The organism is Bradyrhizobium sp. S69, assembly GCF_009766005.1.
Classification (GTDB): Bacteria; Pseudomonadota; Alphaproteobacteria; order Rhizobiales; family Xanthobacteraceae; genus Bradyrhizobium.
Genome location: NZ_LMUK01000019.1, coordinates 13,106 through 32,788 on the forward strand (window position 1 = coordinate 13,106; position 19,683 = coordinate 32,788).

The 19,683-nt window shown below is 63.3% G+C and carries 19 protein-coding genes; 4 read left to right on the plus strand and 15 right to left on the minus strand.

Annotated elements, in window-relative coordinates; translation table 11 throughout:
- The 3 genes from lspA to GSQ88_RS06250 form a co-directional block, all read right to left on the minus strand.
- Positions 1-400, minus strand: a 400-nt coding sequence (gene lspA / locus GSQ88_RS06240; RefSeq protein WP_159006518.1) for a signal peptidase II, incomplete at its 3' end; no start/stop codon positions are given.
- The gene (gene ileS / locus GSQ88_RS06245) at positions 373-3,402 is read right to left on the minus strand and encodes an isoleucine--tRNA ligase (protein WP_159006519.1); all 3,030 of its coding nucleotides are present in this window, start codon (positions 3,400-3,402) and stop codon (positions 373-375) included. The genes ileS and lspA, both read right to left, overlap by 28 nt.
- Before the next feature lie 352 nt (positions 3,403-3,754).
- Positions 3,755-4,738, minus strand: coding sequence for a bifunctional riboflavin kinase/FAD synthetase (locus tag GSQ88_RS06250; RefSeq protein ID WP_159006520.1), 984 nt, complete (start codon positions 4,736-4,738; stop codon positions 3,755-3,757).
- A gap of 225 nt (positions 4,739-4,963) precedes the next feature.
- Between GSQ88_RS06250 and GSQ88_RS06255 the strand changes: the two genes are divergently transcribed.
- Entirely contained in the window at positions 4,964-5,359 is a 396-nt protein-coding gene (locus tag GSQ88_RS06255) for a response regulator (RefSeq protein ID WP_100386047.1), read from the plus strand.
- A 188-nt stretch (positions 5,360-5,547) separates the two neighbouring features.
- Here the strand turns inward: GSQ88_RS06255 and GSQ88_RS06260 are convergent, their stop codons facing one another.
- The 7 genes from GSQ88_RS06260 to uvrC form a co-directional block, all read right to left on the minus strand.
- Entirely contained in the window at positions 5,548-6,402 is an 855-nt protein-coding gene (locus GSQ88_RS06260) for a TIGR01459 family HAD-type hydrolase (protein WP_159006521.1), read from the minus strand.
- A gap of 15 nt (positions 6,403-6,417) precedes the next feature.
- Positions 6,418-7,914 (minus strand): EAL domain-containing protein, encoded by a 1,497-nt coding sequence (locus GSQ88_RS06265; RefSeq protein WP_159006522.1) that lies wholly within the window; start codon positions 7,912-7,914, stop codon positions 6,418-6,420.
- A 206-nt stretch (positions 7,915-8,120) separates the two neighbouring features.
- Positions 8,121-9,131: a 50S ribosomal protein L3 N(5)-glutamine methyltransferase gene (gene prmB, locus GSQ88_RS06270; protein ID WP_159006523.1), complete on the minus strand. Its 1,011-nt coding sequence runs from the start codon at positions 9,129-9,131 to the stop codon at positions 8,121-8,123.
- Complete coding sequence (locus tag GSQ88_RS06275) at positions 9,131-9,598, minus strand: molybdenum cofactor biosynthesis protein MoaE (RefSeq protein WP_159006524.1); 468 nt, start codon at positions 9,596-9,598, stop codon at positions 9,131-9,133. Before GSQ88_RS06275 ends, prmB begins: the two co-directional genes overlap by 1 nt.
- An 8-nt stretch (positions 9,599-9,606) precedes the next feature.
- Complete coding sequence (gene moaD / locus GSQ88_RS06280) at positions 9,607-9,858, minus strand: molybdopterin converting factor subunit 1 (protein WP_159006525.1); 252 nt, start codon at positions 9,856-9,858, stop codon at positions 9,607-9,609.
- Positions 9,855-10,481 carry a CDP-diacylglycerol--glycerol-3-phosphate 3-phosphatidyltransferase gene (gene pgsA / locus GSQ88_RS06285; RefSeq protein ID WP_159006526.1) on the minus strand — a complete coding sequence of 209 codons (627 nt, stop codon included), beginning with the start codon at positions 10,479-10,481 and terminating at the stop codon, positions 9,855-9,857. The genes moaD and pgsA overlap by 4 nt, the downstream gene beginning before the upstream one ends.
- Positions 10,482-10,738: 257 nt before the next feature.
- Positions 10,739-12,916, minus strand: a complete 2,178-nt coding sequence (gene uvrC, locus GSQ88_RS06290) for an excinuclease ABC subunit UvrC (RefSeq protein ID WP_246735094.1) — start codon at positions 12,914-12,916, stop codon at positions 10,739-10,741.
- Positions 12,917-13,183: 267 nt separating this feature from the next.
- Between uvrC and GSQ88_RS06295 the strand changes: the two genes are divergently transcribed.
- Positions 13,184-13,810 carry an outer membrane protein gene (locus GSQ88_RS06295; protein ID WP_159006527.1) on the plus strand — a complete coding sequence of 209 codons (627 nt, stop codon included), beginning with the start codon at positions 13,184-13,186 and terminating at the stop codon, positions 13,808-13,810.
- Between the two features lie 279 nt (positions 13,811-14,089).
- On the opposite strand, the gene GSQ88_RS06300 is transcribed toward GSQ88_RS06295, so the two are convergent.
- From GSQ88_RS06300 to GSQ88_RS06315, 4 genes are all read right to left on the minus strand, one after another.
- Positions 14,090-14,302, minus strand: coding sequence for a cold-shock protein (locus tag GSQ88_RS06300; RefSeq protein WP_159006528.1), 213 nt, complete (start codon positions 14,300-14,302; stop codon positions 14,090-14,092).
- A 287-nt stretch (positions 14,303-14,589) separates the two neighbouring features.
- Complete coding sequence (locus GSQ88_RS06305; protein ID WP_159006529.1) at positions 14,590-15,450, minus strand: 23S rRNA (adenine(2030)-N(6))-methyltransferase RlmJ; 861 nt, start codon at positions 15,448-15,450, stop codon at positions 14,590-14,592.
- A gap of 153 nt (positions 15,451-15,603) precedes the next feature.
- Positions 15,604-16,269 carry a ribonuclease T2 family protein gene (locus tag GSQ88_RS06310; protein WP_159006589.1) on the minus strand — a complete coding sequence of 222 codons (666 nt, stop codon included), beginning with the start codon at positions 16,267-16,269 and terminating at the stop codon, positions 15,604-15,606.
- A 222-nt stretch (positions 16,270-16,491) separates the two neighbouring features.
- Positions 16,492-16,902, minus strand: coding sequence for a hypothetical protein (locus tag GSQ88_RS06315; RefSeq protein ID WP_174247938.1), 411 nt, complete (start codon positions 16,900-16,902; stop codon positions 16,492-16,494).
- A gap of 261 nt (positions 16,903-17,163) precedes the next feature.
- Here GSQ88_RS06315 and GSQ88_RS06320 point away from each other — a divergent pair, with 261 nt between their 5' ends.
- Together GSQ88_RS06320 and GSQ88_RS06325 are read left to right on the plus strand one after the other, a co-directional pair.
- Positions 17,164-17,499, plus strand: coding sequence for a hypothetical protein (locus tag GSQ88_RS06320; protein ID WP_159006590.1), 336 nt, complete (start codon positions 17,164-17,166; stop codon positions 17,497-17,499).
- Positions 17,500-17,557: 58 nt separating this feature from the next.
- Positions 17,558-18,109 (plus strand): DUF3617 domain-containing protein, encoded by a 552-nt coding sequence (locus tag GSQ88_RS06325; protein WP_159006591.1) that lies wholly within the window; start codon positions 17,558-17,560, stop codon positions 18,107-18,109.
- A gap of 184 nt (positions 18,110-18,293) precedes the next feature.
- On the opposite strand, the gene GSQ88_RS06330 is transcribed toward GSQ88_RS06325, so the two are convergent.
- Positions 18,294-19,682 (minus strand): ATP-binding protein, encoded by a 1,389-nt coding sequence (locus GSQ88_RS06330; RefSeq protein ID WP_159006531.1) that lies wholly within the window; start codon positions 19,680-19,682, stop codon positions 18,294-18,296.
- Position 19,683 lies beyond the last annotated feature (1 nt).

Consider the following 19,683-nt stretch of genomic DNA (forward strand, 5'->3'; position numbering starts at 1 on the left):
GGACGTGGAACAGGGCGAAATCGACCACCGCGCCATAGGCGAAACGGTCGATGGCGTTGCCGATGGCGCCGCCAATGATCAGGCCGAGCGCCAGGGTGGCCAACAGGGTTCGCGACCGCGCCATCCAGACCGCCAGGACGATCACCGCCACCGCCTTGACCAGCATCAGGACGATCTGGGCGGTGGTGCCGTCGTTCTGAAACCAGCCGAAGCTGATCCCCGGATTCCATGCCAGCACCAGGTCGAAGAACGACGTGACCGTCACCGCGCCGCGATGGGCGATGTCGAACACGTACAGCAGCCAGAGCTTGGTCAGCTGGTCGAGCACCAGCACGGCGACGGCGGCAATCACGCCGGGGCGGAGGTGAGCGTTCAAACCGAAACTCCCAACGCCTTCCATTCTCGCAGTGCCTCGGCATCGCGCGGCGAGACATCGGGGTATTCGGGATCCGCGCCGACGTCAGGCAGGATCTTCCAGGAACGCGCGCATTTGATGCCGACGGCCTTTTCGACCACCACGGCGACACCGGGCACATCTTTCAGCCGGAACGCATCGGTGGGCGCTTCATCCTCTCTCACTTCGTAATTCGAGGTGATGCAGACTTCGGCGACGTCGACGTCGAACAGCGTGCTCAAAATCGCCCGGTCCGAAACGTAAATCAGCGGCGAGGCCTCCAGCGACGAGCCGATCCGCTTGGCGGCGCGTTCGACTTCCAGCGCGCCGGTGACGACGCGGCGGACGTTGCGGATGGTTTCCCACTTCGCGGCCAGAGCGTCATCGCGGAATGCCTCGAGTCCCTCAGGGAACAAGGTCAGATGCACCGAGGGTTCGGCGTCCGGCCGGTACATCCGGTAGGCCTCGTCGGTCGTGAACGACAGCACCGGCGCCAGCCATTTCAGGATCGCATCGCAGATCATGTCGATCGTGGTCAGCGCCGCCTTGCGCGCCAATGACGATGGCGGGTCGCAATACAGCGTGTCCTTGCGGATGTCGAAATAGAACGCCGACAGTTCGGTGTTCATGAACGCAGCAAGGCTCGCGACCACGGTTTTGTAGTCGAACTCGGCATAGGCCGTGCGCACGATCGCCGCGTGCTCGGCCAACTGATGCAGCATCAGCCGCTCCAGTTCGGGCATCTCGGCGACCGCGACCGCGTCGTCCGGCTTGAAATGATGCAGCGTGCCGAGCATCCAGCGGATCGAGTTGCGCAGCTTGCGATAGGTCTCGATGGTGTTCTTGATGATCTCCGCGCCAATGCGCTGGTCGTCGGCATAGTCGGTGGCGCAAACCCAGAGCCGCAGGATATCGGCGCCGGAATCCTTCATTACTTTTTGCGGCTCGACGGTGTTGCCCACGGATTTGGACATCTTGCGGCCGTTCTCGTCGAGCGTGAACCCATGCGTCAGCACCACGTCGAACGGCGCGCGGCCGCGGGTGCCGCAGCTTTCGAGCAGCGACGACTGGAACCAGCCGCGATGCTGGTCCGAGCCTTCCAGATACATCACGGTGTCGCCGCCGCCATCGACCTTGCGCTTGATGCCGGCAAGGCCCGGGAAGTGCACGGGGTCTTCGAGCACGAAAGCATGGGTCGAACCGGAATCGAACCAGACGTCGCAGATGTCGTCGATCTTCTTCCATTCCTCATTGGCGTGCGGGCCGAGAAAGCGCTCGCGCGCGCCGTCCATGTACCAGGCGTCGGCGCCCTCCTTCTCGAAGGCATCGGCGATGCGGGCGTTGACGGCCTCGTCTTGCAGGATTTCGGCGGAGCCATCGCCCTTTTCGCGCACGAACACCGCGATCGGCACGCCCCAGGCACGCTGGCGCGAGATCACCCAATCCGGCTTGCTGTTGATCATGCCGTTGATGCGGTTCTGGCCCGACTGCGGCACCCATTGCGTCACCGAAATCGCCTGCAGCGCGCGGGCGCGTAGGGTGTCGCCGGACTTGGCATTGCCATCATCGGCAATATCCTTATCCATCGCGATGAACCATTGCGGCGTATTGCGGAAGATCACCGGCTTCTTGGAACGCCACGAATGCGGGTATTGATGCTTGAGCCGGCCGCGCGCCAGCAGCATGCCGCGCTCAACCAGCGCCTTGATCACCGCCTCGTTGGCGTCGCCCTTTTCGCCCTTGTCGTTGATGACGCGCTTGCCTTCGAAGCCCGGCGCCTGATTGGTCAGCGCGCCGTTTTCATCGACGGTGTAGGGGATGGTGGTGTTCATGCCGCGCGCGTCCAGCTCGCGCGCATTCGACATCCAGACGTCGAAGTCCTCGCGGCCGTGGCCGGGCGCGGTGTGCACGAAGCCGGTACCGGTATCGTCGGTGACGTGGTCGCCGGGAAGCAGCGGAACGGTGAATTCGTAGCCGCCATCAAGACCCTTCAGCGGGTGCGCGCATTCGACCACATCGAGGGTGTCGGCCGGAATGTCGCGAACCTTTTCATAGGCGGTGACGCGCGCCTGCTTGAAGACGCTTTCCGCCAGCGCATCCGCCAGGATCAGAAGATCGCCCGGCTTGGCCCAGTTGTCGGCGGCGGCGTCCGTGACCTTGTAGAGGCCATAGGCAATCTTCGGCGAGAAGCTGATGGCGCGGTTGCCCGGCAAGGTCCACGGCGTTGTGGTCCAGATCGCGATCGAGGCGGAGGCCAGCGCGCCATGCGCCGGATTTGTGACGGGAAACTTCACCCAGACGGTATCGCTGGTGTAGTCCTCGTATTCGACCTCGGCTTCGGCGAGCGCGGTCTTCTCCACCACGCTCCACATCACCGGTTTGGAGCCGCGGTAGAGCGTGCCGTTGGCCGCGAATTTCATCAGCTCGCGCGCGATCTGGGCTTCGGCGAAATAATCCATGGTGGCGTAGCGGTGATCCCAGTCCCCGATGATGCCGAGCCGCTTGAACTCCTCGCGCTGCACGTCGAGCCAATGGTTGGCATAGGCCCGGCATTCGCGGCGGAACGCCACCATCGCGGCGGAATCCCGGAAATCCGGCTTCTGCTTGCCCTTGGAGCGGTAGTTCTCCTCCTCGATCTTCCATTCGATCGGCAGGCCGTGGCAGTCCCAGCCCGGCACGTAATTGGAATCGAAGCCCAGCATCTGCTGGCTCTTGGTCACCACGTCCTTGAGGATCTTGTTCAGCGCATGCCCGATATGGATGTTGCCGTTGGCGTAGGGCGGCCCGTCATGCAGCACGAATTTGGCACGGCCGGCGGCAGCCTTGCGCAGGCGGTCGTAGAGGCCGATCTCGTTCCAGCGCTTGAGGATTTCCGGCTCGCGCTGCGGCAGGCCGGCGCGCATCGGGAATTCCGTCTGCGGCAGGAACAGGGTCTTGGAATAGTCGTGAGCTTCAGATTTCTGGACTTCAGATTTTTTGGCGTCGGATTTTTGCGGCTTGTCGGACATGAATGCTCTGGTTTGGCTCGAAGGGCGCTGGAACGCGAGGGAATCGCGGATGAATGGGGCAGGTCCCGGTTTTCCGCCGAGCCGAAGCTCAGGCAGAAGCCGGGCCGCTAATGCTTATGGTGCGCCGCGCAAACATGGGGCTTTCCATAGCAGCCGGCCGGGGGAAGCGCAAAGGGCCGCCGCAGGGGTATTGACGTCATCCTGAGGTGCCCCGCCGCCTTCGGCGGGCCTAGAAGGATGAGCCGCACGCACTGCGCGGAACAACATCCTTCGAGGCTCGCAAGGGCTCGCACCTCAGGATGACGTCGTCAAATGCGGCCGGGCCGTATTTCGGGTGACCGTCTGCCCCTGCTCAGGCGATCGCTCCAAGCCTCGGGAAAGCTCCCGGGGCAGCCGCCAACGCGGCGCGGGCGCGGGCGCTATCGTCGTCCATCTGGCGCACCAGCGCCTCGATGTTGTCGAACTTCAGTTCCTCGCGGATGAAGCCGATGAAGGCCACGTCCAGTGCCGCTCCATAGAGATCGCCCTTGAAATCGAACAGGAAAACCTCGAGCAGCGGCGCGCCATTGTCGAAGGTCGGGCGGCGGCCGAAACTGGCGACGCCGTCGAACCGTACCTGATCCTTTCCCTGGCCGCGGCCAACCCGCACCGCGTAGATGCCTTGCTTGAGACCGCAATTCTTGTCGAGGCGGATGTTGGCGGTGGGATAGCCGAGATCGCGGCCGCGCTTCGCGCCATGGATCACCTCGCCATGGACGAACCAGGGGCCGCCGAGCATCGCGGTGGCGTCATCGATCTGCCCCTCGGCCAGCGCCATGCGGATCGCGCTGGAGGAGACCGGCCGCTCCGCGATATCGATATGCGGCTGGACATCGACCTCGATGCCGAGCCGGGGGGCCTCGCTGACCAGAAGGCTCGGCGATCCGACCCGGCCCTTGCCGAAATGAAAGTCATATCCGACCGCGATACCGCTGATTCCGAGCCGCTCAATCAGATCATGGTGAATGAAATCCTGCGCTGTGGTCCCGGCGCGGGCCTTGTCGAACGTCATGACCACGGCGCCGGCCAGGCCGGTCCCGGCCAGCAGCCGCAGCTTTCCGGCCTCGTCGGTCAGCCGGAACTGGGGAGAATTCGGGCTGAAAAAGCTGCGCGGATGGGGCTCGAACGTCACCGCCAGCGCCGGCTTGCCGTGGGCGCGCCCCATTGCCAGGGCGGCCTCGATCACGGCCCGGTGGCCGAGGTGAACGCCATCGAAATTGCCCATCGCGACCACAGTCCCCTTGGGGATCGCGGCGGCAGCGGTCGAATCGCGGATAACCATGAAATCAGGCGTCATTTTCGGGATTCTTCAACTTAAGTCGGACGGGTGGGGAAGACCGTGACGTGGCGGCCCCCGCGAAGTCAAGCCGCCGCCGGATCGGCGTCCGGCTCGGGGCAGCAATGCATTCGGCCGATGGCCGGTTAACGGGCTGTTTAATGGCTGATGCTACTGCTGAAGGCGAACTGCGGGGCATCTCGGTCCCATGCAGGCTTGTTCGCGTAGTGTCGTGTGGGGGATCCAATGGCGGTTGATTTGTCGATGTCGGTTCTGGTGGTGGATGACTACAACACCATGATCCGCATCATCCGGAATCTCCTGAAGCAGCTTGGCTTCGAGAATATCGACGATGCCAGTGACGGCTCGGCGGCGCTGAACAAGATGCGCGGCAAGAAATACGGCCTGGTGATTTCGGACTGGAACATGGAGCCGATGACCGGCTACGACCTGCTCCGCGAAGTACGGGCCGATCCCAATCTCGCCACCACGCCGTTCATCATGATCACGGCGGAATCCAAGACCGAGAACGTGATCGCGGCCAAGAAGGCCGGCGTCAACAATTACATCGTCAAGCCGTTCAACGCCGCGACCTTGAAGACCAAGATCGAAGCGGTCTTCCCCGACATGGCGAGCGCGTAAGGCGCGCTGCCTGATCTTACCAAGTGGCAAGCATCAAAGTTCGTCATGCCCGGGCTTGTCCCGGGCATCCACGTCTTTGGTGCGGTGACGGTTTTAAGACGTGGATGGCCGGGACAAGCCCGGCCATGACGGTCATGAAATCATGATGATCTAAAGTGGTGAAGGTCTACGTTTCGGCGTCGATCGCCCTACCACTTCAATTCCCGCGTCAGCGCGCGGGGCGGGTGGCCGAACAGTTCCTTGACCGAGGCGGGATCGAGTTGATCGACGCCCTCGAAATCCTCGGCGTGGATGCCGCGGGTCACGAACAGGCAATCGATCCCGAAACCATGGGCGCCTGCCAGGTCGGTGCGCACCGAATCGCCGATCGCCAGCACGCGGCTGAGCTCTGCCGGACGGCCGAGATGCTTGGCGGCCAATTGCATCGCGCGTTGATAGATCGGCCGGTGCGGCTTGCCGTAGAAGATCACCTCGCCGCCGAGCTCGCGGTAGAGCTCGGCGATCGCGCCGGCGCAGTAGATCAGGCGGTCGCCGCGTTCGACCACGATATCGGGGTTGGCGCAGATCAGCGTCAGCTTGCGTTCGCGCGCCTGCAGCATCATGCCGCGATAGTCTTCGGCGGATTCGGTCTCGTCGTCGTAGAGGCCGGTGCAGATGATGTAGTCGGCCTGCTCCAGCGGTGAAAGCACCGGATCGAGCCCGCGGTGGATCGAATTGTCGCGTTCCGGGCCGAGCCAGAACACTTTCCGCCCCGGATGATCGGCGACGTATTGCCGCGTCAGATCGCCGGAGCTGACGATGGCGTCATAGGTGTCGTCGGCGACGCCGAGCTTGCGCAATTGCCGCTGCACCGAATCGGCCGGACGCGGCGCGTTGGTGATCAGAATGACGGTGCCGCCGCGGCTGCGAAAAGTATGCAGCGCCTCGCAGGCTTCCGGGAACGCGACGAGGCCGTTGTGAACCACGCCCCAGATGTCGCTGAGCAGCACATCGACGCCGGCAACCAGATCGCGCAATTGCTCGGCAAACCGAAGGGTTGTCATCGCCGCTGTCGCCGCTTAGCCCGGCCCGGCGATGCGGCGCGCCAAGGCGGCGACCCCGGATGCCCTGGGAGTATCGATGGCCGGAGCATCGATCGAAGCTTTCTTGCCGGTGCCATTGGAATCGGGAGCCCTGTCAGGAGATTTGGAAGAGTCTTCTTTGAAGGAGTTCTGGATTTTCGCGTCCTGCCCGTTGCCGGCGGGCGCCCCGCCGGTAGCAGATGCTCCCTCCGGCCGCAACGGCCGAGGCGGCGCAAACAGGAAGCCCTGTCCGAACCGCACGTCGTAATCGAGCAGGTCGACCACGGCGCGTTCGCCTTCGATCCGCTCCGCGATCAAATCGATGCCGAAGCGGCCGAGCAGGTCGGAAAGATCGGAAGGGTGGATGTCGGACGCCGAACTCTGGCGCTGATCGAGCAGCAGCGCCGCCGGCACCTTGATGAAGCGGACGCCTCGATCGGCCAGTTCGCGCGGCTCGATCCGCAGGTCGGTGACGTGGTCCATCGAGAAACGGAATCCGCGCTGCGCCAGCGCCGCCAGATGTTCGATCTCGGTCGGGCCCAGATTGCGAAACGTCGCCTGCTTGAATTCCAGCACGAACGAGGGCGCCAGCGCGCGATTGGCTTCCAGGAAATCGAGGCATTGCGCGAAGGTGGCCGGATGCGCCAGCGTCGCCGCGGCGACATTGCAGAACACCCCGACCTCCTTGTTGCGCACCATCAGCCGGCGCAGCACCTGCACGCAACGCAGCATCACCATGTGATCGATCCGCCCGATCAGCCCGGCCGCTTCAGCGATGCCGACGAAATCGTCGGCGGTGATGATCTGATCCCTGCCGTCGCGCATCCGGGTGACCGCTTCGTAGAAGCGCACCTTGCGTTGTGGCAGGCTCACCATCGGCTGCAGATAAAGATCGAGCCGGTTTTCCTCGATCGCGCTTTTCACCGCCGCCAGCACTTGCGCCTGGCTTGGGGAAGCCGCGGGTTCGGCGATGATGGCGGCCGGCGCGGCGGTGGCCGCCATCGTGCCGATCTCGACACCGGGCGGCGGCAGTTCATGTTGTCCGCCACTTTCGGCGTTGTTGGCCGGCGCCGCCGCGATCAGCGCGCCCGATGACAGCTGGTCGTCATGGGTGGCCACGGAGGCTGCGAGTTGCTTGACCAGCCCGCCCAACTCATTGATCTCGCCGACGACGGCCTGGATGCGGTCCGCCCCGATCGAATTGGCCGAGGTCACGCGGCCTTCGACGGCGGCCAGCCGGCGCCCGAATTCGGCGACCTGACGGGCGAGGTCGGCGGTGCCGCGCGACAGGTCGGCGATCTGGCTGCCGACGTCGGTGCGATCGCGCAGCCGCATCGACACGGCGTTGTAGAGGATCAGGAAGGTCAGCGCGGTCAGCGCCACGATCGCGGATTCCGTTCCGCTGACACCCGCCATCGAATACAAAACGAGGCCAAGCGAGGCTGCGACCAGCACCATGCAAATGGCGATGAAAATCGTGGAAATGCGGATCATGCGGCGCGCAACGCTCCCCCAAAGCATTGCAACCATAGCATTAATGTTGATTCGGAACGCTAGTGTTCTTTGCGGGGCGGCCGGAACCATCCCGGGTGTGCAATCCAGGGGACCGATCGTTGCTAAATGTTGCTGGGTCGGCCCATCGCTTTAGCCTCGCGTCCCGGATTTGCGGCGCAGCGAACCCGGGCGAGGGGTGGCGCCACTTACAAATCGGCGGCAGCAATCCAGAACACTTCGCCGTCGGAGTCCTCGGTATCGAGCCACAACAGCGGCAGTTGCGGAAAGGCATCCTCAACCGTTCCGCGGCCGCGGCCGATCTCGCACAACAGGCCGCCCTGCGGCGTCAGGTGCCGCCCGGCCTCGTTCAGGATGCGGCGGACGATATCGAGCCCATCGGCGCCGCCGTCGAAGGCGATTTTGGGCTCGGTGCGGCATTCGCGCGGCAGCGCCGCCATGCCTTCCGCATCGACATAGGGCGGATTGGAAATGATCAAATCGTAGCGCTTGCCGCCGAGCGGCTTGAACAGGTCGCCGCGGTGCAAGGTCAGCCGGTCTTGAAGGCCGTAATCGCCGACATTGCGCGCTGCCACTTCGAGGGCATCCTTTGAGATGTCGACCGCGTCGATTTCGGCATTGGGAAAATTCCGGCTGGCCAGGATCGCAAGACATCCCGAGCCGGTGCAGAGGTCGAGCATGCTTTCCACTGACAAAGGATCGTCGATCAGCGCGCTATCTTCGTCATCGGTCGCACCGCCGAAATGCTGGTCCAGCAATTCGCCGATGAAGGAGCGCGGCACGATGGTGCGCTCGTCGACATAAAACGGCAGGCCGCGCATGTAGATCTTGTTGACGAGATAGGCGGCCGGCTTTCGGGTCGAAACCCGGCGCGCGATCACATCGAGAATTGATTTGGCTTCCGCCGCAGTGACCCGCGCGGTCGCGAAATTCTCGAACTGGTCGGGATGCAGATGCAGGATCTCGCAAACGATAAACGCGGCCTCGGCGACCGGATCGGTGGTGCCATGCGCGAACACCAGATCGGCCTCGACGAAGCGGCTGACCGCGTAGCGGACGAAGTCGAGCAGCGTCAGCAACTCGCCGGCCGCGACCTTGGCGACCTTGGGGACCTTCGATCCGGCGCGACGGCGCGGCGCAGCCTTTTTGGCAGCCTTTTTGGCAGCCTTGTTGGCGGCTTTGGTGGCGCGTTTGGCCATCAGGATTTGGTCCAGCGCGCGGCGGCGGCGTCATCGTGGTCGTGCGCCTCGATCCAGCTGGTGCCCGCGGTACTTTCCTCGCGCTTCCAGAACGGCGCGTTGGCCTTGAGGTAGTCCATCAGGAATTCCGCCGCCTCGAACGCCGCCTGCCGGTGCGCCGAGGCCGCCAGCACCAGCACGATATTTTCGCCGGGCACGATGCGGCCGACGCGATGAATGACGGTGAGGCCGCTCAGCGGCCAGCGCGATATCGCCTCATCGGCGTGCCGCTTGATTTCAGCTTCCGCCATATCAGGGTAATGCTCGAGCGTCAGCGCCGCGATCGGCTCGCCGTTTTCGCTGCCGCGGCAGATGCCGGAGAAGCTGACTACGGCACCAATATCGATGCGGCCTTTGGTCAGCGCCGCGATCTCGTGGCCGACGTCGAAATCGGCTTGCTGGATGCGGATGGTTGCGTTGGCGGCCATGAGGGGTATCAACCCCCGGTCATCGGCGGAAAGAAAGCGATCTCGCGGGCGCCCGAGATCATCGCATCGGACTTGACATGGGTGTGGTCGATCGCGGCGCGGATCACCCGCGGCGTCTCGAAGGCATACGCATACGTCTCGCCGCGCTGCGCCAGCCAGCCGATCAGTTCACCGACGGTGCGCACATCGGCCGGCGGCTCGAGCGTTTCCTCGGCCTTGCCGATCCGTTCGCGCACCCAAGCGAAATACTTGACCTTCATCCCTCATCTTCCTGGATGAGATGGTGAATGCCGGAGCGGAAATAGTCCCAGCCGGTGTAGATCGTGAACAGCGCCGACGTCCACAGCAACACGATGCCGATCAGCGTGGTCGCGGGCAGGATCTGCTCGCCGGCTTCGCCCGCGATCAAAAACCCGATCGCGACCAGTTGCAGGGTGGTCTTCCATTTCGCAAGCTTGGTGACGGGGACGCTGACGCGCAAAGCGGCGAGATATTCCCGCAGTCCCGACACCAGGATTTCGCGGCACAGGATCACGATCGCGGCCCACAGCGTCCAGCCATGGATGCTGTTGTCCGCCGCCAGCATCAAGAGGCAGGAGGCGACCAACAGCTTGTCGGCGATCGGATCCAGCATCCGGCCGAAGGCGGATTGCTGGTCCCAGATGCGCGCGTAATAGCCGTCGAGATAGTCGGTTACTCCGGCGGCAATGAACACGGCCAAAGCGATCCAGCGAAGCCACAACGGGCCTTCCATGATCGATTCTTCGAACACGCAGCCAACCACCACCGGAATGGCGGCGATCCGGGCGTAGGTCAGAATATTCGGCAGCGACAGGCTCTTTGGCTGTCCCTTGGCCTGGGCCTTGTTGGTCGCGATGTTCATCCGTCTTACCAATACCGCTGGGGCAGTTACGTCAACCGGGCGAGGCACATGATCCGTGGGAGATGACCTAAATGTAACGCCAGCCGCTGTCCAGCGCATGACCCGGGGGTGGGAACCGGTTTTGCGAAAAGATCATGCTCAAACAGCCGCCTGCTTCTGGAGCCTTTTCCGTTCCGATGGAATCGGAACGGGGCTCCAGTCTTCTGTTTTGACGCGTTTCTTCACGCGAACCGGTGCCCACTTCGCTCGAAAACGCTCTAATTGGGTTGGGCGTGGAAAAACTCGAAAATCTTGCGTGCGCTTTCCGCGCTGACGCCGGGAACCTTGCCGAGGTCGGCGATCGAGGCCCGTTCGATCTCCTTCAATGTTCCGAAATGATGCAGCAAGGCCCGCTTCCGTGATGGGCCGATCCCCGGAATCTCCTGCAAACCGGCCTCGCGAATGTCCTTTTTGCGCAGCTTGCGGTGCGAGCCGATCACGAAACGGTGCGCCTCGTCGCGCAACCGCTGAATGAAATACAGCACCGGATCGCGCGGTTCCAGCTTGATGGCCTCGCGATCCGGCATGAACAGGGTTTCGCGGCCGGCGTCGCGATCGGGCCCCTTGGCGACCGCCAACAGCGACACCTGGGTCAACCCGAGGCCCTCGAAAATCTCCCTGACGGCATTGAGCTGGCCGCGGCCACCGTCGATGATCACCAGGTCGGGCCATTGCGGAAACGAATCGTCGTCGGGTTTTGGTTTGGCGGCATCGCCCTCGACCGCCGGCGTTATCAGCCGCTTGAAACGGCGCTGCAGCACCTCGCGCATCATCGCGTAATCGTCGCCCGGCGTCAGCCCTTCCGACTTGATGTTGAACTTGCGGTACTGGTTTTTGATGAAGCCGTCGGGCCCGGCCACGATCATGGCGCCGACCGCGTTGGTGCCCTGGATGTGGCTGTTGTCGTAGACCTCGATCCGGCGCAAATCTTTCGGCAGTGCGAGCGTGGTTGCCATGCCCTGCAGCAGCCGGCTCTGGGTCGCGGTATCGGCGAGCTTGCGACCGAGCGCCTCGCGGGCATTGGTCAAAGCGTGGCCGATCAATTCCTTCTTCTCGCCGCGCTGCGGCGTCGAGACTTCCACCTTGAAGCCGGCCTTGACCGACAGCGCGTCGGCCAACAATTCGCCTTCCTCGATCTTGTGCGACAGCAGGATCAGTTTTGGCGGCGGCTTGTCGTCGTAGAACTGGGCCAGAAACGAAGCCAGTACTTCTTCCGGGGTGAAGGTTTTCTCCGCGCGTGGAAAATAGGCGCGGTTGCCCCAGTTCTGTCCGGTGCGAAAGAAGAACACCTCGACACAGGAATATCCGCCCTCCTGATGGATCGCGAACACGTCGGCTTCCTCGACGGTGCGCGGATTGATGCCTTGCTGCGACTGGATCGCCGACAGCGCCGCAAGCCGGTCGCGATACAGCGCCGCGGTTTCGAATTCGAGTTCGGCCGAGGCCTTTTCCATCTCGCCGGCGAGTTCCCGCTTCACCGCGCGGCTGCGGCCGGACAGGAAATCCGTCGCCTCGCGCACCAGTTCGGTATAGCCGGGAAAATCGATCTCGCGGGTACAGGGCCCCGAACAGCGCCGGATTTGATACAGCAGGCAGGGCCGGCTGCGGCTTTCGAAAAACGGGTCGGTGCAGGAGCGCATCAGGAAGGCGCGTTGCAGCGCCGTGATGGTGCGATTTACCGCGCCGGCGTTCGCGAACGGCCCGAAATAACGCCCGGGCCGCGACTGCGCGCCACGATGCTTGAGGATCTGTGGCGCCCAGTGATCGCCGGTGATCAGGATATAAGGAAACGATTTGTCGTCGCGCAGTTGCACGTTGAAGCGAGGGCGCAACTGCTTGATCAGATTGGCCTCGAGCAGCAGCGCCTCGGTTTCCGTTGATGTCGAGATGATCTCGACGGTGACGGTGGCCGCGATCATCCGCAGGATGCGCGCCGGTTGCGGCGCCGAGACCCGGGCATAGGACGACAGTCGTTTGCGGACGTTCTTGGCCTTGCCGACATAGAGCACGTCGCTCGCCGCATTGAGCATGCGGTAGACGCCGGGCGAGGTCGGCGCGAGGCGCATCGCGTTTTCGATCGCGGCGTGGCCGACCGCGAGCCGGCCTTCCGGGATCGGCTCGATGGTCTCTTCGGCCAGATCGGGCAGCCGCGCCTCGTCATCGTCCTCGGAGGCGGCCGTCGCCGGATCGGTGTCGCCTGCTGGAAGATCCTGGGAGGCCAGATCTTGGGGTGCCAGATCTTGGGGTGCCAAATTTTGGGATGCCAAATCCGGCTGCAACAACCCTTTCGACGGCACATCCGCCCGTTCGGGCGCCAATTCGGAACCGCGCCGGGCGGTCCGGGCGTCCGGTTGCAGGTCCGCGCTGCTGGGGCTGTCGGTCGGGTCGCTATCCATGGGCTCAAAATAAGGGCTTGGAGACCGCATCGCCAGCGGTGCGGCGGGGGTAGCGGAACTGCCGCGCGGTCGGTGGGCGGGGGCGCCGGAACCGCGATCGTAACGCTTTCTTAAGAATGAGAATCGGCAGCCGGCGGCCCTTAACAACCCTTTAACTTAAAAGTCTCGATAAATCTTATCAGTAAAAAGTGGAATTCCGTAACCATCCGAAGCCGCAACCAGCGTTGCCGGTCGGCGATTACGGCAGTTGCGTAGTGGAGAGTAAAGATGAGCAGGATCGTTTGGGGCGCCGCCGTATTGATCGCAGCCGGATGGACGGCGTCGGCGCAGGCGGCCGACTATGCAGCGCCCGCTCCCTACGCTCCCTACACCGTCAATCAGCCGCTCAATGCCTATAGCTGGGCCGGTCCCTATCTCGGCGCCAACCTCGGCTATAACTGGGGCTCGGTCGATAACAATGTCACCAACCCGTCCGGCTTCGAGGGCGGCGTTCAGGCCGGCTACAACTGGCAATCGGGTCGAATGGTGTTCGGCCTTGAAGGCGATCTGCAGGCGACCGCCGCCGACGATACCTTTGCGCCCTGGAAATTCTCGAACCCGTGGTTCGGAACGGTGCGCGGCCGGGTCGGCTATGCCTTCAACAACATCATGTTGTATGGCACCGGCGGTTTGGCGTTCGGCGAGCTGCGCGGCGAGACCTTCGGTCTGTCGGAATCCCACACCAATGCGGGCTGGACCGCGGGTGTCGGCGCGGAATTCGGCCTGGCCCAGAACTGGAGCGCCAAGATCGAATATCTCTATGTCGATCTCTCGGACTCGCGTTTCTCGATCACCGGCGCGTCGAACGGCTACCAGTTCGGCGTCGTGCGCGCCGGCGTGAACTATCACTTCTGAACACCAAGAAACTTCGCGTAACAACCTCCCGGCCGCGTCGCGGCCGGGATTTTTTTATGGACGATGGCGCGATCCATCGTGTCCCGGACGCGGTGCAACGTGAAACGTTGCTCCGCAGAGCCGGGACCCAGACTACGGCAAAGCCTGAACTGCGGACCCCGGATCAGCAGCGCACCACGCCGCAAGATGCGGCGTACTGCGCAGCATCCGGGGAATGTCTCAAGCGCTTAGCCCGCACCGATAACGCGTACATGCGTCTTGAGCGGCAACAGTCAGATTTTACGAAATCACCAGATCGACCGCCTTGGGGCCCTTGCCCTTCTTGTCCGGTTCGACCTCGAATGTGATGCGCTGTCCTTCGATCAGATCCTTCAATCCTGCCCGCTCGACCGCGGTGACGTGAACGAACACATCGCGACCCCCGTCATCGGGCTTGATAAAGCCATAGCCGCGTTCCGCATTGAAAAACTTGACCGTCCCCGTCATGGCCATCGGGAAACTCCCCCGCATTGCTCCGCCGCTACGCACCTCGCGTATCGGCCGACCGGACATTCGCTGCCGGAAAGCTTGGCCATCTGTTGCGGATTAGGCGGGGTCGCCGATCCGTCTTGAAAAAAATTCGAGGCCTAATCACTCCGCCGCTACCATTCGCGGAAGCGGAACGTAAAGCCAGTCCCAATGGCAGGGAGCATAATACGGTTTTCCGCCAATTGCCTACGGCTCAAATGGACTTCCACACCGGGGCAAATACGGGTGTGGCCGTGGGCTCCAGGGCGGATTTAAGGTTTGGGCACTTCGAGCCTGAATCGGCCGGCGCCGCCCTGGCCGAGCGGTTTTTCGAGCTCGGGAAGGATCGTCTTCAGTTCGCTGGCGAGGCTCCAGGGCGGGTTGACCAGCAGCAGGCCGGCCGAGACCAGGGCGCCGTCCGCGGCCTGGGGTGCTGCGCTGAATTCCAGGCGCAGGCACTTTCCGGGCGATGGCCCGCCGGCGGCCACCGAGGCGACATGGCGCGCCAGCTCGTCGGTGGCGCGGCGGCTTTTCGCCGGATACCACAACAAATAACTGCCGGTCGGCCATTTCGTGAAGGCTTCCGCGAAGCCGGAAGCCATCCGCGCGAATTCGTCCTTTTCCTCGTAGGGCGGGTCGATCAGCACCAGCCCACGCCGCTCGTTCGGCGGCACGAAGGCCGGTAACGCCATCCAGCCGTCGAGGTCGACCACCCGGGCCTGGGTATCGCGGCGCAGCGCTGCGATCAGGTGCTTGCGGGCCTTCGGTTCGATTTCGCACGCGGTGAGGCGGTCCTGCAGCCGCAGCAGCGCGCGCACGATCAGCGGCGATCCCGGATACGCCTTGAGTTCGCGTGGCGGGTTGAAGGCCCGGATGATGTCGAGATAGGGCGCGACCAGGGGGCTTGCGGCTTCGGAAAATCGCGCCTGCATCACCCGCGCGATGCCGGTGAGCCATTCGCCGCTACGCTGCGCCTCCTCACCGGTGAGGTCGTAGCGCCCGGCGCCGGCATGGGTGTCGATGACGCGAAACGCCGCCGGCTTTTCCTGCAGGTAGGTCAGAATGCGCACCAGCACGATGTGCTTGACGACATCGGCAAAGTTGCCGGCATGGAAGGCGTGACGGTAGTTCATCCGACGTCTTCTACCCGTCATGGCCGGGCTTGTCCCGGCCATCCACGTCTTTAGCCAAAAAACAGGGAAGACGTGGATGCCCGGGTCATAGGCGAGCGGGAGCGACGCCGTCCTTCGGACGGCTATGCCCGGGCATGACGGCAAAGACCGAGGTTAACCGCCCCGCGTCGGCGGCATCGATACCTGGTCGCGCCGGCAGCTCCGATTTGCGATTTCCTCGCACGGGTGGAATTGCAGGTCCTTGGTCAAGCATACCCGCACTTCGCTGAGCCGGCTCCGGTTGCAGGTGACGCCCATCTCCGAGGTGGTCAATCCGGGATTGGCCTTGACGAAGGCGGCCTCGATATCGGCCGGCGCCACCGTCTTGGTCTCGGAGAGCTGGAGATATTCCTCGGGGATTTTGACCACGGCGCGCGCCTTGCGGATGGTTTCGAAATAGGCCCGTGCCTCGAGGCCCGAACAGGTGCCGTGCTTCTTCCATTCATTGAAGATCAGCCCGGGTGCCGGCATCAGGTCCAGCATCGAGGTCATGATCTTGCGATCAAGCCATTCCGAGGACCGATCGCAATATTCGGGGAAGCCGTGCTCATATTGCGGCCACAGCCCGTGCACCACGAAGGAAAACGGCCGTCCGCCGCATTGCTGCTGCGAGCGCCCGCCACTGCCGCGCTCCTCGGCCTCTTCGCAGAATGAAGGCGACCATGACAGCGACAATACGTAATAGTCGAACTCGCCCGGATTATTCTGGCGGCGATCCTGCGCCGATGCCGCGCCGGTTCCGATCAGCGACGCCAAGATCATCAGGCCGCAAGAGACCATCAGGCCGCAGGAGCTCAGTCTCGAGCCCCAATTCCGTGAAACATTAGACATCACAAACGCTCCCATACCCGAAACGTCCGGAAGCCTAGCAGGCGATCGGAACATTTCAAGAACAAAATAGCGGGAAGCCGATCAAAGCTCAAGGAAAGCTCAAGTAGAGCCAGAGCGAGGCTATAGAACGGCCATCACGAAAAGCGTCACCACGGAAAGTGACGCGACAATTCAGGGGCGGGCGGCACGACAGGCCGGGCCGTAAGCCCAGTTGCGGTCAAGCCCGGTGACGCACCACTCGACGCCCTGGCCGATACTGGCAAACCCGCCATCTTCGACGATCGAGTAATGCACGGTGCGCGGCTTGCCGTCGGTCAGCATGACGGCGGCGCTGCAATAGCGGCGCGGAATATTGTCGGATTGCCAGGGCCGGAACGCGGTCTCGCGAATATCGCCAAAGCCCGTGATCTGTAGGTCTGAATTCCAGAACTTGCCTTCTTTTTCCCGGAACTCCGAAGAGATCGTCGACAGCGCGGCTTCGCAAGGGGCGACACGGCCATCATATCGCGGACCGGAAAGCCAGAAATTCAGTTCGAACGGGTTGGCCGCCTCGGCCGCCTGCCCGAACGCGAACAGCCCCATCAGGACGCCGAGCGCGGCACCAAGGCTGCTACGACCAAGGCTGCTACGTGAGAGGCCAGCCTTTTTGATGGATGGTACGAGGTCGTGCATGGGTAATCCGCCCGATGATCTGAAGCGGGGACGGTGCCGTGAAGCCCGGATAAGGTCAAGTGCAACGCGGCAACACCTGCCGATAACCCGGCGGCGAAGCGCCAGCCGTTCTTTTCATGGCGGCGGATGCGCTTTAAGGTGCGCTCCAGCGAAATGGAGACTGCGATGCGAATGATTGGGGCGAAGAGCCTGGTTGCCAAGCGTTTGGTTGCCAAGAGCCTGTTTGCTGCTGGCCTGGTTGCCGGATGCGGGATGCTGGCGTTGACGCCGGCGCGGGCCGATGCCGATACCGTGCCGCCGTTCAAAGGCAACGACACCGGCGGCATCATCGCCTATCCGCTGACCGGCCAGATCGATATCCGCGCGCTGGCGATCAATCATTGTGCGTCTTACGGCAAGGTCGTGAAATTCCTGGCCGTGGAGGCCCATTATGGCGGCTACATCTCGTTCTCCTGCCGTTGGTTGCCGTACGCCGCCGTCGATCGGCCGCTGCGCGCCCGCTACTGACGGGCGCCCGGTACTTCGCACCCGTACATTCGACGAGACGCAAGGGAACGCGCTGATGATGATCCGGCGGATTTTGTCATTTGGTCTGGCGTCTTGCCTGCTGACGCTGCTGCCGGCCGGTCCGGCCGGCGCCGACGAGCTTCCGATTCGCAAGCCCGGGCTGTGGGAAATGAAGATGCAGCGGAGCAATTCGCCGATGCCCGAGATGACGATGCAGCAGTGCACCGATGAGACCACCGACAAGGAGATGAGCACCGCGGCCACGCCACTGGCCAAGGAAATCTGCTCCAAAAGGGATATTCAAAAGACCGCGACCGGCTATGTCAGCGATTCCGTGTGCGGCGTCGCCGGCGTCTCCATCACGTCGCATTCCGAAATCACCGGCGATTTCAACTCTGCCTACACCATGATGTCGACCTCTCACAGCGAGGGCGGCACCGCGGCGATGAAGGGCGATCACGTGACGACGGTCGAAGCGAAGTGGCTGGGCGCCTGCAAACCCGATCAGAAGCCCGGTGACTTTGTGATGCCCGGCGGCATGAAGATGAACATCCACGACATGGACAAGCTGAAGAGCTTGATTCCCAAAGGGATGCTCAAACAAAACTGAAGCATGATGGGATCAGTTGCATCGTCATTGCGAGCCAACGGGTCGGGCGAATGCCCGCCCGATGACAGGCTCCGCGAAGCAATCCATGGCGTCAAACGAAGAATGGATTGCTTCGTCGCTGTCGCTCCTCGCAATGACGGCCTAGTCGGTGATCGAACCTCATCTCATCGTGCTCTAGAACCCGTTAAACCGGGATCCGTACCGTGGCGCGCAACCCGCCCATCGGGCTGTCGCCGAGCATGATGTCGCCGCCATGGGAGCGGGCGATGTCGCGGGCAATCGCTAGGCCGAGACCGGTGCCGCCCTCATCCTGGTTGCGGGCGTCGTCCAGCCGCAGGAACGGCTTGAACACTTCCTCGCGCATGTCGGGCGGAATGCCCGGCCCGTCGTCGTCGATCGTCACGGTCAAATAACGGTGATCGCGGTGGCCGGTGATCGCGATGGCGTCGGCGTGGCGCGCCGCGTTCGACACCAGATTGCCGAGGCAGCGCTTGAAGGAGGCGGGCTTTACCGTGACCACGGGGAGGCCATGGAATTGCACCGTCGCGGTGTGGCCGTTGCGCTCGGCGTCGCTGCGCAAATCCTCCAGCGCCTGGGTCATGTCGGTGGGTTGTGCGTGCTCGCCGCCGTCGCCGCGGGCGAACGCCAGATAGGCCTCCAGCATGCCGGACATTTCGTCGACGTCCTTGCGCATGCCCTCGAGTTCGGGACTGTCGCCGATCAGCGCCAGTTCGAGCTTGAAGCGGGTCAGGATGGTGCGCAGATCGTGGCTGACCCCGGCCAGCATCGCGGTGCGCTGCTCGATCGAGCGCTCGATGCGCGATTTCATTTCGAGGAATGCGCCGGCGGCGCGGCGTACTTCCCGCGCACCGCGCGGACGGAAGTTCGGCGCTTCGCGGCCCTTGCCGAAACTTTCGGCGGCATCGGCCAGCCGCAGGATCGGCTTGATCTGGTTGCGCAGGAACAACACCGCGACGATCAGCAGGATCGACGAGGTCCCGACCATCCAGAACAGGAAGATTTCCGAATTCGACGCGTAGGCGGCGCTGCGTTGCGCGAACACCCGCATCACGGAATCGTCGAGCTGGATCCGGATCTCGACCAGATTGGACTTGCCGACGGTATCGATCCAGAACGGTTTGCCGATCTGACGGCCGAGTTGTACCGAGAGCGACTGGTCGAGCAGCGAGAAAAACGGCTTCGGGCCGGGCGGCGGCATGTCGCCGACGGCGAGGAAGTCGACCACCAGATTGAGCCGCTGCTGCGCGATCCGGCGGATCTGCGCGCGGTCCTTGTCCTGCGGATAGCCGTTATAGACGTCGATCAGCGCTGCGACGTCCTGCACCACCGAGGCCGACAGCCGCCGCGTCACGGTGTTCCAGTGCCGCTCCATGAACACGAACGCCACCACCGATTGCAGGATCACCATCGGCACGATCATGATCAACAGCGCGCGGGCATAGAGCCCGGTCGGCATCCAGCCCTTGAACGCGTTGCCCATCCAGCCATTGATCGCGGAGACGCGGCCGGCGGCGGTGCGGATCAGCGTCAGGCCGGTGTCGATCGTGCTCATG